Raw genomic sequence first — 13720 nt, 5'->3', positions numbered from 1 at the left:
ATAAGCAGGGCGCCTGGGGCGCGGTGGTCTTTTGCGGATGGTGTTGCCGACTCTTTTTTCACGGTGATCGTTGGGGTTGTTGGTGTTCCGCTGGCAATGTGTAGCTGCTGAAGGCTTTTGTGAGGTGGGCGCGGCGGGGTTAGTGGTCACTTGGGCCTGTCACACATCTGTACTATCGGCATTTTCAGGGCACAGGCTGTGCTTGGTAGTGGGGTCTCTGTCCCCTTCGAGACTGCGCTCGACGCCCTGTGTTGCAACGCAAAAGGTAGTAGAGGCTTTGAATAAACAGGCGTTTTGGACTTTTGCCCCAATAGCTATTCACGGAATGTGAACGTCCGTGTATGATGAATTGGAGCTTATTGGTCTTAGAAGTTCTTCGCACGCTGTCGCAGTCAAGGATTCACCATGGAAACAATGCAGGCCCCATCTTCAATGAGTAGCCAAGGCGCCCGGTACCATCAAGTGACGGTAGATTCGGGTCAGTTTTTGACACTCCGTTTGGGTGGCGAAGAATATGCTATCGACATTCTTCGAGTTCAAGAGATTCGTTCTTACGAAGAACCCACCAAGATGGTGAACTCGCCTGATTTCATAAAGGGCGTAATCAATTTGCGCGGTGTCATTGTTCCCATCGTAGATTTGCGCCTCAAGCTCAGTATTCCTAAGGTTGATTACACAGAGTTCACCGTAGTGATCATCTTAAACGTGCGTGGTACGGTCGTTGGCGCCGTTGTTGACGCCGTTTCTGACGTGGTCACCCTTCAGTCTGAAAACATCAAGCCTGCGCCCCAGTTTGAATCCAAGATCGAGTCACGTTTTATTGTGGGACTAGCCAACCTAGGTGAACGTATGTTGATCGTAATGAATATGGAGTCCCTGATGAGCAACACCGAGCTAGGCTTGGTTGGTGCTTTATAGGTTTGAGCGCCACTCCTCCGGGCGGGTAAGTTAGTCGTTGGCTGCATCTGACGGGTGCAGATGGGCGTGACAGTTGTATCAGTTTTGATAGAGGGGTCATGATGCGTTCATTTCTTTCTTCATTGCGCGGCCGGGTCATTGCCACAGTAGGTGCACTGGTCTTACTAGGATTACTAGCCCTTACCGCCAGCAACGTTTGGACCGCCAGATTCCACGCGATCAGCTCGCTCAACGACCAGGCGAAAGCTCTAGCACAGGCGCATGCCAATGATGTTGCTGACTGGTTGGGTGCGCGTCGTAACGTTGTGCTTTCCTTTGCGAGTGCGGTTGACGAAGCCGACCCGGTGAAATTCCTGCAACAGGCCAAAATAGCGGGTGGCGTTGACACGGCTTATATTGGCTACTCTGACAAGCGCACCGCGTTCTCTTCACCCCAAGAGCTTCCACCTGATTACGACCCCACGTCCCGGCCTTGGTACAAACTGGCGGCCGCTGGAAGTGGCCCCGTGGTAACGGAACCTTACCTAGACTCGGGGACCAAGAAGCTTGTAATCACCGTAGCATCTGCCGTCAAAGACGGTGCTAACGTAAAGGCCGTTACGGCGCTAGATGTATTCATGGATGGTGTGGTGCGCAATGTCGTGTCTATTCGGCCTACGCCGGCTTCGTATGGTTTCATCGTCGCCAAGGACGGGAAAATCATGGTCCATGAAGATACCGCCATGTTGCTGAAACCGGCAACAGAACTTTCCCCTGCGCTCGATGCGGCGGGGATTGCTGCGCTCGTGGGCAACACAGGCTTGACTGACGCCACGATCAACAACAAGTCCAATTTGATCACTGCGGCACCAATTGCGGGTTCAGACTGGGTGCTGGTGATTGCATTCAATAAGCAGGAAGCCTTGGCTGGCATCAGTGCCATGGTCTGGTCCTCTTTGGGGGGCAGCCTAGTGATCGCACTGGTAGCAGTGATCTTTATCGCTGGTTTGCTGACCAAACTGTTAGGGCGCTTAACTGTGCTGCGGGACGCTATGCACGAAATCGGGTCCGGCGATGGGGACCTTACTCTCCGGGTTACGACATCTGGCAACGATGAACTTGCAGTAATTGGCGCCGGTTTCAACCAGTTTGTCGAAAAGATTCATCGTGTGATTCAGCAAGTGCGCACCAGTGCAGACGGGGTGGCGATTGCTAGTGCCGAGATTGCACAAGGGAACAACGATCTGTCGGCGCGTACAGAACAACAAGCCAGTAACCTTGAGGAAACAGCGGCTTCGATGGAGGAGCTTGGCTCAACAGTGAAGCAAAATGCAGACAGCGCGCGACAAGCCAATCAACTGGCCATGAGTGCAAGCACCGTGGCCATCAAAGGTGGGGAGGTTGTTGGCCAAGTGGTTGAGACCATGAAAGGTATCAACGAATCTTCGCGCAAGATATCAGACATCATCAGTGTGATCGACGGCATTGCATTTCAGACCAATATCCTGGCTCTAAACGCGGCGGTAGAAGCGGCACGCGCCGGTGAGCAGGGGCGTGGCTTTGCTGTCGTCGCGAGTGAAGTGCGTTCCTTAGCAGGGCGGTCTGCAGATGCAGCTAAAGAAATTAAAAGCCTGATCAACGCCAGCGTTGAAAGAGTGGAGCACGGTAGCGTTTTGGTAGACCAAGCCGGTACTACCATGGCAGAAGTGGTGAGTAGCATTCGTCGGGTGACTGACATCATGGGTGAGATCAGCGCCGCGAGTGCTGAGCAGAGTGCAGGTGTCTCACAAGTGGGAGAAGCGGTCACTCAGATGGATCAAGCTACCCAGCAAAATGCCGCCTTAGTGGAACAAATGGCCGCTGCCGCAAGCAGTTTGAAGAGCCAAGCCAACGATTTGGTGCAAGTGGTTGCTGTGTTTAAGCTCGGAAATGCGCCTCACGGCGGGGCAGGTTCAGTGTCCAGTGCTTCCAAGCCAAAGTCAGCGCCCCTTAGGCAGGCTCAATTGCCCCCGCGCAAACCCAGTCCGTCTTTGGCAAAACCAAATGCCATGCAGGCTAAGCCACCAGCGCCTGAAGTTGCAGCAGTCAAGCTTCCTCCGGCTGCAGCCAAGGGTGGCGAGTCGGACGACTGGGAAACGTTTTAGACACCTCAGTGCGGATAGGTTTGGTGCAAGCTTTTAAAGCTGTTTCGTGCAGGGTCAATGCGCTGACAAGTTAAAAAATAATTCGTTATCAATTCGCAAGAAGGGGGTAGAGATGAAGCTTCGCAACCAGGTATTGGGTTTGGGCTTAGTGGGGGTGATCATGGCATGCATGGTCGGCGGTATTGGGTTGCTCAATGCCAATCGATCTGCAGGTGCTATTGAACAGTCAGCCACCACCTCTCTTGCGCTTCAAGCTAGCCAGGAGGCCGACATGATGCATGACGCCATTCGTGGAGATGTGTTCTTGGCTTTGCTAGGGGCTGCAAAGACAGATGCAGCCCAAGTTGCTGAAGCTCAAAAAGATCTAGGTGACCATGTGGGCGTGTTTGCAAAGAACATGGAGTTTCTAAATTCTTTAGAGATATCTGATGAGGTTAAGGCTAACTTGAAGATCACAGCGCCCCTTGTACAAGCCTATGCGGCGAGTGCTGAGACGGTTATCAAGTTAGCGGCCACAGATGCAGCCGCTTCACAAGCGGCTGTGCCAGAGTTTCAGAAAGCATTCAAAGTTCTCGAAGGGGCGATGGAAGCACAAAGTGCGTCTATTGAGAAAAATGCCCAAGACAATGCTGAAATGACCAAGGGTGCGGCCCGCCAGACGCTGGTGCAGCTAGCTGTTGCTCTGACAGTGGCTGCGGGCCTCCTCATGTGGGCGGCCTTGTGGCTTTCTGGCCACTTGGCGCGACCTATGGCGCATGCGGTCCAGATCGCCGACCAGCTTGCTTCTGGGGATTTGTCCGCTCAGGTGGTCAGCGAGGGCAATGATGAGACGCGCCAACTATTAACATCGATGGCGCGCATGCAAAGCAGTTTCTCAGGCATCGTTAAGAACGTTAAAAGTAATGCAGAAATTGTGGCGACCGCCAGCGCTGAGATTGCTCAGGGCAACCATGATCTGTCCGAGCGCACGGAGCAGCAGGCCAATGCACTCGAGCAAACCGCCGGTTCCATGGCTGAGTTGAGCAATATGGTGAAACAGAATGCAGAAAGCGCGATACACGCCAATCAGTTGGCAACCAGTGCCTCCAGCATTGCGGTGGAGGGCGGTACTGTGGTGTCGCAGGTGGTCGATACCATGAAAGACATCAATGCATCCTCACGCAAGATTGCTGACATCATTAGCGTGATTGATGGCATTGCGTTCCAGACGAATATTTTGGCGCTCAATGCTGCTGTCGAGGCTGCACGTGCAGGTGAACAGGGTAGGGGCTTTGCGGTAGTAGCCAGTGAGGTGCGGTCCTTGGCTGGGCGCTCTGCTGATGCTGCAAAAGAAATCAAAAGCTTGATTAACGCTAGCGTCGAGCGTGTGGAGCACGGTACGACTCTGGTGGACCAAGCGGGCATCACGATGACAGAAGTCGTGAGCAGCATCAAGCGCGTGACTGAAATCATGGGGGAGATCAGTGCCGCAAGCAACGAGCAGGCCAATGGAGTCTCCTTGGTGGGTGCTGCTGTTTCGCAGATGGACCAAACCACTCAACAAAACGCTGCATTAGTTGAGGAAATGGCCGCAGCTGCAAGCAGCCTTAAGTCCCAATCCCAAGAGCTTGTAGATACGGTGGCCGTTTTTAAACTCAGTAGTGAAGCGGGACATTCCTCACCTCAGGTACGCAGGCCGGTGGTTGCATCACCGGTTAAAGCCAAAGCAACGAATGTAGAAAACAAGAGGGGTGCGTTAGGCACTTCGTCTGGTGGCTCCTACAGTGGAGCGACCAAGCATTCAGGTCAAGTTGGTGCCAAAAACGCCAGACCTTCTTTAAAAATTGCGGGGCCAAGTCAGGCGGCTAAAGCGGGTGTCGTTGCAAACGACGACTGGGAAACCTTCTGATGCTGCAACTACGGGCGTAGGGGGCTGCGGTGCTCCAAAGCCTCCATGTACTCTTCAATGCCTGTACCTTCTCGCTCAAGAAAACGAGCAACCGCATCTGAAAAGCTAGGGTGAGCCAGCCAATGCGCACTGGTGGTTTTTACAGGAAGTAAGGCTCGGGCCATTTTGTGTTCGCCTTGGGCCCCACCTTCGAAACGGTGGTAGCTATTGCGTATGCACCACTCCAACGGTTGGTAAAAGCAAGCTTCAAAGTGTAAGCAGTCCACTCGTTCTAGTGCTCCCCAGTAGCGACCGTAGGCTACTTTGTGATGGCTTGGGGTGAAAGTGCCATCTCCGCTTATAGGGTATGCGCCGACTGCTATCAAACTACTAGCAATAGGGGTGCCATTACGCTCAGCTGTGAAGAGAACCCAGTTTTCCGGCATGGACTCCGCTATGCGCCTAAAGAAATCACGATTTAAATAGGGTGCGTTTCCATGTTCTAGATAGGTGCGTTCATAGCACCGATAGAAAAAATCCCAATCTTCGGCTGCAATTTGTTCTCCGAAACTGTGCCTAAAGGTCACGCCTGCCTCTTGAACTTTACGCCGCTCTTGCCGAATTTTTTTACGTTTTTCTTGGGTAAGGGCACTTAAAAAAGTGTCAAAATTTTCATATGGGGAGTCGCGATTCTGCCAATGAAACTGAACCGTGTGTCGGAGTAGCATTTCCGCACGTTGGCAGGTTTCTGTGTCTTGCTCCGTCCCAAAGAGCAGATGCAGCGACGACATGTGATTGCGCTTGGCCCACAGCAACAACTCATTGACGAGCGCACGCCGTGCGTTGGCGTCCAAAGCCATAAGGCGGGAGCCTGGAACCGGGGTGAACGGCGCAGCAATCAGTGCCTTTGGGTAGTATTCCAGCCCATGTTGTGCGTACGCATTGGCCCACGACCAGTCGAAGACGTACTCTCCATATGAGTGCGTTTTCACGTAGAGTACGCAAGCAGCTTGCAGCGCGCCTTGGTGGGTCAATACAAAAAAGTGTGGGGTCCAACCTGTGGCTGGACATGCGCTGCCACTAGCATGCATTGCCGCCAAGTACGCATGCCGCATAAACGGAGTGGGGGCTGCTTGAAGCGCTAGCAATGCGTCCCACTCAAACGCATTGACTTCGTCAGGCGAGGTAAGCACCTGGGTGACATAATTAACTTCGCCCATGGCAGACACCGAAAATTGTGCACGCTATGGGCTTGCAGCTAACTACAAAGAATGTTTGGTTCATGACTTTAAAAATATGCATTGCGCAGCTTAATTTTTGCGTGGGTGATCTTGAAGGCAATGTCGAAAAAATTGTGACTGCTGCCCGCACCGCGTATATGAATGGTGCAAGGCTTGTATTGACTCCTGAATTGGCAATTTGTGGATACGCCGCGGAGGATTTGTTTTTGCGTCCCGCCTTCATTCATGCCTGTGATGATGCCGTGAACTCGGTGGCCCAGCAACTTGCTGGGTTAAAGGGCTTATCGGTGGTGGTTGGCCATCCTAAAGGTGGGGACAGTCGTACCCGGTCGGTGTCTATACAGAAGCGATTCAACGCTGCCAGTGTTCTACGAGAGGGGGCTGTGGTTGCGACCTACGCTAAGCGTGAATTACCCAATTACCAAGTTTTTGACGAGCGTCGGTACTTTGCGCCTGGTTCTGATGTTTGCGTGTTTGAGGTTGGCGAGGGCAGCAGCGTGATCAGGGTAGGTCTTCTGATTTGTGAAGATGCATGGTTTGATGCACCTGCGCGGCTGGCGAAAGACGCGGGGGCTCAAATCCTTGCAGTGATTAATGCTTCTCCATTTCACGTTGGCAAGGGGGCGGAGCGAGAAATCATGATGGGGGAGCGTGCCCGAGCGGTCGGCCTGCCATTGATGTATGCCCATTTAGTAGGTGGACAGGACGAGGTGGTTTTTGAAGGCCGCTCGTTTGCGGTAAATGCACTGGGCGAGGTTTGGGCAAGGGCACCTAGCTTCGAAGAGGCTATGCTCGATGTGCTTGTGTCGACTGAGCAGGCTACACCCTTGCTTACAGCTTGGGTTGCGCCACTGCGCAGCGCTGAATCGGACCTTTGGGATGCGCTGGTGAGTGGCCTGCGTGACTATGTCGGCAAAAATAGGTTTCCAAGTGTGCTGCTAGGCTTGTCTGGGGGAATTGACTCGGCGCTGGTGATGGCGATTGCTGTAGATGCCCTGGGTGCGGACAAAGTACGGGCGGTGATGATGCCGTCTCCCTACACTGCCGAGATGAGTTGGCTGGATGCCAGAGACATGGCGCAGCGCTTAGGGGTGCAATACCAAGAAATATCTATCATCCCGCAGTTCAATGCATTCAAGGATGCGCTTGCAGCCGATTTTGCAGGGCTTAAAGAAGACACCACAGAAGAGAACATCCAAGCACGTATTCGAGGAACACTGCTGATGGCCCTGAGCAACAAGTTCGGAAGCATCGTACTCACAACAGGCAATAAGTCAGAAATGGCAACAGGCTACTGCACCTTGTATGGAGATATGGCCGGCGGTTTTGCCGTGATTAAGGACTTGGCCAAAACCCAAGTGTTTCATATGGCTCGATGGCGCAATGCCAATGATCCATATGCACGAGGGGCTGAGCCCATTCCCGAGCGGATCATCACACGGCCTCCAAGCGCTGAGTTACGTGCAGACCAAACAGACCAAGATAGCCTGCCTGCATACGATGTGCTGGATGCAATTGTTGAGCGCTATATGGAGAATGACGAAAGCATCGAATCTATTGTCGCTAGCGGTTATTTGGCGGCGGATGTCGACAAAGTAACGCGTTTAATCAAGATCAACGAATACAAGCGCAGACAGTCGCCTATAGGTATCCGCCTTACGCACCGTAGCTTCGGTAAGGATTGGCGTTATCCTATAACCAACCGTTTTCGCGCTTGACTATTCTTTCGGAGCTTCTATGAAACAAATTACCGCTATCGTTAAACCTTTCAAACTTGAAGAGGTTCGAGAAGCTTTGGCTGAATGTGGTGTGACGGGACTCACCGTTACTGAGGTAAAAGGCTTTGGTCGGCAAAAAGGCCATACTGAGTTGTACCGTGGCGCAGAGTACGTTGTAGATTTCCTCCCCAAAGTCAAGGTAGAGGTAGTCGTAAAAACAGACGACGTTGACCGATGCGTTGATGCAATTGTGAAAGCAGCCCACACCGGGAAAATCGGTGACGGCAAGATTTTTGTCACTAGTGTGGAGCGGGTGGTGCGCATTCGGACCGGCGAGCAGGACGAGTCAGCCGTCTAGTCTCAAGCCGCGTGTTTGAGCTCGTTTCGGAGTGCTCCCAGTACCGGGACGAGCCCGCTTCAAATTTGGTCCAACTGTATTCGCCCAGAAGGAACGATTGCTTCTACGAGGTCTTTGAGCAGGTCGACTGGTGCGTTAGAAGTTTTGACCAATCCCATTTGCCAATCACTCAAGAACTGCCGATCTGTGGTTTGGCTCAAGAATGCCAACAACCCGTCGTAAAAATTGGCAACGTTGAGAAGCCCGATTGGCTTGTCATGGTAGCCAAGTTGGCGCCAAGTCCAGACTTCAAAAAACTCCTCTAAAGTACCGATGCCCCCGGGCAGGGCGATGAAAGCATCTGAACGCTCGGCCATCATGTGTTTGCGTTCATGCATGTTTTCAACAATATGCAGTTCAGTACAGTCGCGGTGGGCCCATTCTTTTTCTACTAAAGCCTTTGGAATAATGCCAACAACGGACGCTCCAGCATCCAACGCAGCGTCAGCGACTATCCCCATCAGTCCCCCTTTACCGCCTCCGTAGACCAACTGGCCATTGTTTTTGCCAATCCATTCGCCAACTTGTCGTGCCGCAGCTGAAAATGCAGGATTGTCACCTGGCCTAGACCCACAATACACGCAAATCGAAAAGGCGGCTTTGTTCATAGGAAACGGTGGTAAATCGCGGTACTCCAGATACCAATTGCGAGCAGCAAGCTCAACAACACAGCGGCACTGCCCATGTCCTTGGCGCGCTTGGACAGGTCATGCCATTCTGGCCCAATCCGATCTATAGCTGTTTCCACAGCGGTGTTGAGTAGCTCAACGATTAAAACAATAACGACGGTGCCCATCAGCATGGCAGTCTCCAGCCAATTGGTCCCAACCCACAGTGCAAGTGGGATCAATATGCATGCCGCAATGCTTTCTTGTCGAAACGCAGTTTCATACCAGCCAGCACGTAGCCCGGCAATAGAGTATCCAGTGGCGTGCCACATGCGACTAAAGCCAGTGCGCAGTTTTTGTGGGTTGACAGATGTCGTGTCGACCGAAGGTGGATTTTTTGTCACAGAGTCTAGTGATGAATTGGCTACTTGCTTAGCGGTGGTGATACTACTAGCCGTGTACCTGCCATAGCGTCATGTAAAAACTGACGATTGGGTTGCAGGCGACTAAGCAGCGCCCAAAAAGCGATCCAACCAAGCACCAAAGTTAGTATCTCGGGTATGCTTAAATGAAACGGGGCTACAGCTGCAAACGGGGGTAAAAACCAAAGCCAGCTCAGCGCGTATCTGGATAAAGCCCTGAGCTGGGATATCGGGTTCCCCGAGTTGTCCACAATTCGGATATTCCAAGTTTTCATGGCTAAGGTCTGCCCCTTGGACCAGAACCACACAAAGTAAATACCAGCAACAACAAACAGAAAGCCTTGTAGGGCGTGCCGATTGTCCAGCCCGTGCCTAGTTTGGCTCAATGCGCCGAACAAGTAAGCAGCCAAGAAGTAGACTGCAAACATGAGCATGCCCTCATACATCCAGCAGGCCATGCGGACACCAATACTTGGGGTTTTAAAATTTTGATCCATTCCACTCGCTTCATGCCACCTATGACACCGTCGCGATTGTAGTGGCTGCATTGCGCGCAACCTCTGCCGTTGCTTGCTGTTATTGCTTGGTGCCTTCAGTTGGTCGCGGAACTACAGGTAGCAGAGTATTTCGATTGATGGACTGCTTCAGCGCTGCGAGCTCAGTTGCCATGATGTTTGATTTGCGTGTCACCGGCACTGGGGCTAGCTTTTCTTGTGCAACTGGGCGAACTGCAAGGGCTGCCCTTGGTTTGGGTTTAACAGCTTGGGACGCTAGCTGGTTTTTCTCATCAGTGCTAAGTGCTTGATAGGCTTCCCAATGGGTGCTTCTGTCGGCACTGGGAATTTTTTTTGTTTCAGCGAAGTTCAGCCTAGCCACGGTTCTATCTGCAGGCTTTAGAGAGGCCCACTCTTCCATGCGTGCATGGAGTTTTTCCTGCTCTGCTTGGTTCAATGATTGGAAGTTTTGCGATATCACAATCCACTTGCGTTTGTGTCCTGCAGCAAGCGTATCCCACGACTTTGCCAGCGGCTCAAGGGCTTGGCGTTGGTTCACCGTGAGTTCTATCCAAGTTGGGCGAACATCTTGCGCGAGTGAGGGTTTTTGCTGCGCAACCGTTTGGGTTGCATTCACTTCTTGGGCTTGGGCTTCATAAGCGCCCGACCAGCAGAGAAGTACTGTCGCGCAAATCCACAGCAGCGTGGCCAAGTCCGGTAGGCTGATCGTTTGTCCTTTGATCTGTGGAGTAGCGGGCATGGAAGGCTAGCGTTGTAAACTCGAATTGGTAGAGCGCAGATATTCTAGGAAGCCAGGATCTGTAAAAGCCGCTGGAGGGAGCTCGTCGGTTAGCAGCTCAGTGTCGACTTCTGCTACTTCTACCGCCCTGTACTGATCTTGCAAAGGACCGATCGCCAAAAGGCCTATCACTAAAGCGACAAGCGGAACCAGTGAGCCAAATACGTTCCACCTGGTACTGCTAAAGGGGCCTCCCAAAATCAGAGTGTTGCCTGCCAATCCAGTTGCATGTATCTCTATGGGAACAACTTTGCGTTTGCTCAGGGCAAGTGCGCGTGCCGCCTTCAGGCGTTCACTGACATCACGCGGTAGGTCGTTCTCTGCTTCAGATAATCGCTGTACGATTCTTTCGCTGAATGCCTGTTCGCGCGAATAGCGTGACTTGTTGTTTAGGGTGTTCATAGTCTAATTCCTTTCGCCAACAGAGCCTTGCTTAGGGCTTGGACCGCACGAGAGCAGTGTGTTTTGACGCTGCCTTGTGAGCAGCCCATCGCAGTGGCAGTTTCTGCGACGTTCATGTCTTCCCAGTAACGCATGAGAAATGCTTCCCGTTGACGCAAGGGTAGTTCTTGGATCTCGATTTCGATTTCTCGAAGCGTTTGATGTCGCTGAGCTTGCGTTTCTGGGCTTTGACTTTCTTCACCATCACGGTCTGATTGCAGTGTTTCAAGGAGATCAAAGTCGTCATCTGCGGATTCGCTTTCAAAATCCCCGAGATTTGAAAACAACGCGTTATGTGTTTTTTGTCTCCTAAACCAGTCTAGCGTGCTGTTCGACAAAATTCTCTGGAAGAGCATTGGCAACTCTTCAATGGGCTTGTGGCCATAGTGCTCTGCAAGCTTCATCATGCTGTCTTGGACAATGTCAAGCGCGACTTCGTCTCTGCGTACCTGGTAAACCGCCCGCTTAAAAGCGCGTTTCTCAACGCTTTTAAGAAAGTCTGATAGTTCTAGTTCGGTTGCCAAAAGATCGGTGCAGCTGATAATACGGTTGTTGCGAGCGAGCTTGTTGACTCAAAAAACCGCCACAATGCTCGCTTTCGATCGTGATTATGACACCGGAGTCACAAATAACCCCGCCGGTTGAGAAATGTCGACATCTAGATGCGATAATATTCGCTGCACATCAAAAGGCAAACGGGTCATGGTCTGGCGTGGATTCAATGCGCTTATGGTCTTGACCTTAAGTCTCGACGCAACGCCACAAGTGTTTGCGAAGAGGCACCCAAGGTTTTTCGTTAGAGAAATTCACAAAGGTTTATCATGGAATTATCAAAAGCTGAAGTTATTTCGGCATCAACAACTGCACTCGTACAAAAAAACTCGACAGCCAGCGCTTTGCCTGAGCTTCGAGGTGCTGAAATACTGATTAAGTCACTACAAGCCGAGGGCGTTGAATTCGTCTGGGGTTATCCAGGTGGCGCAGTTCTTCACATTTACGACGCTTTTTACAAACAGAACACCATACAGCATGTCTTAGTTCGCCATGAGCAAGGCGCAGTGCATGCTGCTGATGGATATGCACGTGCCACCGGTAACGTAGGCGTTGCTTTGGTTACTTCGGGTCCTGGCGCCACCAATGCAGTTACAGGTATTGCGACCGCCTACATGGATAGCATTCCTATGGTGATCATCACCGGGCAAGTGCCGACCCATGCGATTGGACTGGATGCCTTTCAGGAATGCGATACGGTGGGTATTACCCGACCGGTTGTGAAGCACAACTTCTTGGTCAAAGATGTCGCCGATTTGGCAGAGACTATGAAGAAGGCTTTTCACATTGCGCGCAGTGGAAGACCTGGCCCGGTGGTGGTTGACATTCCCAAGGACGTTTCCTTCAAGAAGATTCCTTACGCGGGTTATCCTAGCTCAGTGGAAATGCGATCCTACAACCCTGTGCGCAAAGGCCATGGTGGACAGATACGCAAGGCTATGCAGTTGTTGCTAGGTGCCAAGCGTCCATATATCTATACGGGCGGTGGTGTTTTGCTGAGCAATGCTTCTGCCGAGTTGCGTGTCTTGGTAGACATGTTGGGTTTCCCGTGCACCAACACCCTAATGGGCTTGGGTGCGTACCCCGCAAGTGACCCTAAATTTTTGGGGATGCTAGGCATGCATGGCACGGTTGAAGCCAATAATGCCATGCAGCACTGTGATGTTTTGCTGGCAGTTGGCGCGCGATTTGATGATCGAGTGATTGGCAACCCCAAGCATTTTGCCCAGAACGAACGCAAGATCATTCACATCGATATTGATCCATCCAGCATTTCAAAGCGAGTGAAGGTTGATATTCCGATCGTGGGTGACGTGAAGGACGTACTTTGCGAGATGATTGCGATGATGAAGGAAGGCGCGCAAAAACCTGACTCTGGTGCTCTGGGTGCTTGGTGGAGCACCATCGAAGGATGGCGTGCCAGTCAATGTCTGCAATATGACCCAGGCAATGGTGAGGTGATTAAGCCTCAATATGTTGTGGAAACCCTCTGGAACATGACCAAAGACGCTGACACCTACATCACTTCTGATGTAGGGCAGCATCAGATGTGGGCGGCCCAGTATTATCGTTTTGACGAGCCTCGCAGGTGGATTAACTCTGGCGGCTTGGGGACTATGGGTGTTGGTATTCCCTATGCAATGGGTATAAAGCTGGCGAAGCCCGATAGTGAGGTGTTTTGCATCACAGGTGAAGGCTCGGTGCAAATGTGCATCCAAGAGTTGTCAACCTGTTTGCAATACAACACGCCGATCAAAATCGTGTCTTTGAACAATCGATATCTTGGGATGGTAAGGCAATGGCAAGAGCTAGAGTATGAGGGGCGCTACAGCCACAGCTACATGGATGCGTTGCCGAATTTCGTGAAGTTGGCAGAGGCATACGGTCATGTGGGCATGTTGATAGAACGCCCTCAGGATGTTGAGCCTGCGTTGCGTGAAGCAAGGAAGCTCAAGGATCGGACTGTCTTCATGGACTTCAGAACAGATCCAACGGAGAACGTTTTTCCCATGGTGAAGGCTGGCATGGGAATCACCGAAATGTTACTTGGGTCTGAAGACCTTTAAGCGACGCACTTTATTCTGAAGAATCTATTGTTTGCCAAGCCCTGGCGTTACCGCGTTGGGGGGAGGGCAGCGAA

At 52.0% G+C, this 13720-nt stretch carries 13 protein-coding genes; 6 read left to right on the top strand and 7 right to left on the bottom strand.

Annotated features, from left to right (window positions below; genetic code table 11):
- Positions 1-432: 432 nt before the first annotated feature.
- The 3 genes from EXZ61_RS12145 to EXZ61_RS22395 all read left to right on the top strand — a co-directional run bounded on the left by EXZ61_RS12145 (position 433) and on the right by EXZ61_RS22395 (position 4929).
- Positions 433-918, top strand: a complete 486-nt coding sequence (locus EXZ61_RS12145; protein ID WP_142812017.1) for a chemotaxis protein CheW — start codon at positions 433-435, stop codon at positions 916-918.
- 101 nt (positions 919-1019) lie between these two features.
- Positions 1020-3041, top strand: a complete 2022-nt coding sequence (locus EXZ61_RS12140) for a methyl-accepting chemotaxis protein (RefSeq protein ID WP_142814226.1) — start codon at positions 1020-1022, stop codon at positions 3039-3041.
- A gap of 112 nt (positions 3042-3153) precedes the next feature.
- The gene (locus EXZ61_RS22395; protein WP_201799073.1) at positions 3154-4929 is read left to right on the top strand and encodes a methyl-accepting chemotaxis protein; all 1776 of its coding nucleotides are present in this window, start codon (positions 3154-3156) and stop codon (positions 4927-4929) included.
- 8 nt (positions 4930-4937) lie between these two features.
- Here EXZ61_RS22395 and EXZ61_RS12130 read toward each other — a convergent pair whose 3' ends face one another.
- A complete protein-coding gene (locus tag EXZ61_RS12130) occupies positions 4938-6128 on the bottom strand; it encodes a GNAT family N-acetyltransferase (RefSeq protein ID WP_142812016.1) in 1191 nt (396 codons plus the stop codon).
- Positions 6129-6190: 62 nt separating this feature from the next.
- Here EXZ61_RS12130 and EXZ61_RS12125 point away from each other — a divergent pair, with 62 nt between their 5' ends.
- Both EXZ61_RS12125 and EXZ61_RS12120 read left to right on the top strand, forming a co-directional pair.
- Entirely contained in the window at positions 6191-7867 is a 1677-nt protein-coding gene (locus EXZ61_RS12125; protein ID WP_142812015.1) for an NAD+ synthase, read from the top strand.
- Between the two features lie 19 nt (positions 7868-7886).
- A complete protein-coding gene (locus EXZ61_RS12120; RefSeq protein WP_142812014.1) occupies positions 7887-8225 on the top strand; it encodes a P-II family nitrogen regulator in 339 nt (112 codons plus the stop codon).
- Positions 8226-8284: 59 nt separating this feature from the next.
- Here EXZ61_RS12120 and EXZ61_RS12115 read toward each other — a convergent pair whose 3' ends face one another.
- From EXZ61_RS12115 to EXZ61_RS12090, 6 genes are all read right to left on the bottom strand, one after another.
- On the bottom strand, positions 8285-8872 hold the full coding sequence (locus EXZ61_RS12115; protein WP_142812013.1) for an LOG family protein: 588 nt from the start codon (positions 8870-8872) through the stop codon (positions 8285-8287).
- Positions 8869-9276 (bottom strand): diacylglycerol kinase, encoded by a 408-nt coding sequence (locus tag EXZ61_RS12110; protein ID WP_237218947.1) that lies wholly within the window; start codon positions 9274-9276, stop codon positions 8869-8871. The genes EXZ61_RS12115 and EXZ61_RS12110 overlap by 4 nt, the downstream gene beginning before the upstream one ends.
- Positions 9277-9296: 20 nt before the next feature.
- Positions 9297-9791: an RDD family protein gene (locus tag EXZ61_RS12105; RefSeq protein WP_142812012.1), complete on the bottom strand. Its 495-nt coding sequence runs from the start codon at positions 9789-9791 to the stop codon at positions 9297-9299.
- Positions 9792-9870: 79 nt separating this feature from the next.
- Positions 9871-10347 (bottom strand): DUF3106 domain-containing protein, encoded by a 477-nt coding sequence (locus EXZ61_RS12100; protein ID WP_168224758.1) that lies wholly within the window; start codon positions 10345-10347, stop codon positions 9871-9873.
- Positions 10348-10554: 207 nt separating this feature from the next.
- The gene (locus EXZ61_RS12095; protein ID WP_142812010.1) at positions 10555-10989 is read right to left on the bottom strand and encodes a DUF3619 family protein; all 435 of its coding nucleotides are present in this window, start codon (positions 10987-10989) and stop codon (positions 10555-10557) included.
- On the bottom strand, positions 10986-11552 hold the full coding sequence (locus EXZ61_RS12090) for an RNA polymerase sigma factor (RefSeq protein ID WP_142812009.1): 567 nt from the start codon (positions 11550-11552) through the stop codon (positions 10986-10988). Before EXZ61_RS12090 ends, EXZ61_RS12095 begins: the two co-directional genes overlap by 4 nt.
- Before the next feature lie 297 nt (positions 11553-11849).
- Between EXZ61_RS12090 and EXZ61_RS12085 the strand changes: the two genes are divergently transcribed.
- Positions 11850-13646 (top strand): acetolactate synthase 3 catalytic subunit, encoded by a 1797-nt coding sequence (locus tag EXZ61_RS12085; protein WP_142812008.1) that lies wholly within the window; start codon positions 11850-11852, stop codon positions 13644-13646.
- The last annotated feature ends 74 nt before the right edge of the window (positions 13647-13720 follow it).

This window comes from Rhodoferax aquaticus, from assembly GCF_006974105.1.
Lineage (GTDB): Bacteria > Pseudomonadota > Gammaproteobacteria > Burkholderiales > Burkholderiaceae_C > Allorhodoferax > Allorhodoferax aquaticus_A.
This window is presented reverse-complemented; position numbering and strand designations above follow the sequence as displayed.

Excerpts from the sequence above, each read along its gene's own strand:
- EXZ61_RS12140 (WP_142814226.1), top strand. The coding sequence starts at position 1,020 with ATGCGTTCATTTCTTTCTTCATTGCGCGGCCGGGTCATTGCCACAGTA.
- EXZ61_RS12130 (WP_142812016.1), bottom strand. The coding sequence starts at position 6,128 with ATGGGCGAAGTTAATTATGTCACCCAGGTGCTTACCTCGCCTGACGAA.
- EXZ61_RS12115 (WP_142812013.1), bottom strand. The coding sequence starts at position 8,872 with ATGAACAAAGCCGCCTTTTCGATTTGCGTGTATTGTGGGTCTAGGCCA.
- EXZ61_RS22395 (WP_201799073.1), top strand. The coding sequence starts at position 3,154 with ATGAAGCTTCGCAACCAGGTATTGGGTTTGGGCTTAGTGGGGGTGATC.
- EXZ61_RS12085 (WP_142812008.1), top strand. The coding sequence starts at position 11,850 with ATGGAATTATCAAAAGCTGAAGTTATTTCGGCATCAACAACTGCACTC.
- EXZ61_RS12105 (WP_142812012.1), bottom strand. The coding sequence starts at position 9,791 with ATGGATCAAAATTTTAAAACCCCAAGTATTGGTGTCCGCATGGCCTGC.
- EXZ61_RS12095 (WP_142812010.1), bottom strand. The coding sequence starts at position 10,989 with ATGAACACCCTAAACAACAAGTCACGCTATTCGCGCGAACAGGCATTC.
- EXZ61_RS12145 (WP_142812017.1), top strand. The coding sequence starts at position 433 with ATGAGTAGCCAAGGCGCCCGGTACCATCAAGTGACGGTAGATTCGGGT.
- EXZ61_RS12120 (WP_142812014.1), top strand. The coding sequence starts at position 7,887 with ATGAAACAAATTACCGCTATCGTTAAACCTTTCAAACTTGAAGAGGTT.
- EXZ61_RS12125 (WP_142812015.1), top strand. The coding sequence starts at position 6,191 with ATGACTTTAAAAATATGCATTGCGCAGCTTAATTTTTGCGTGGGTGAT.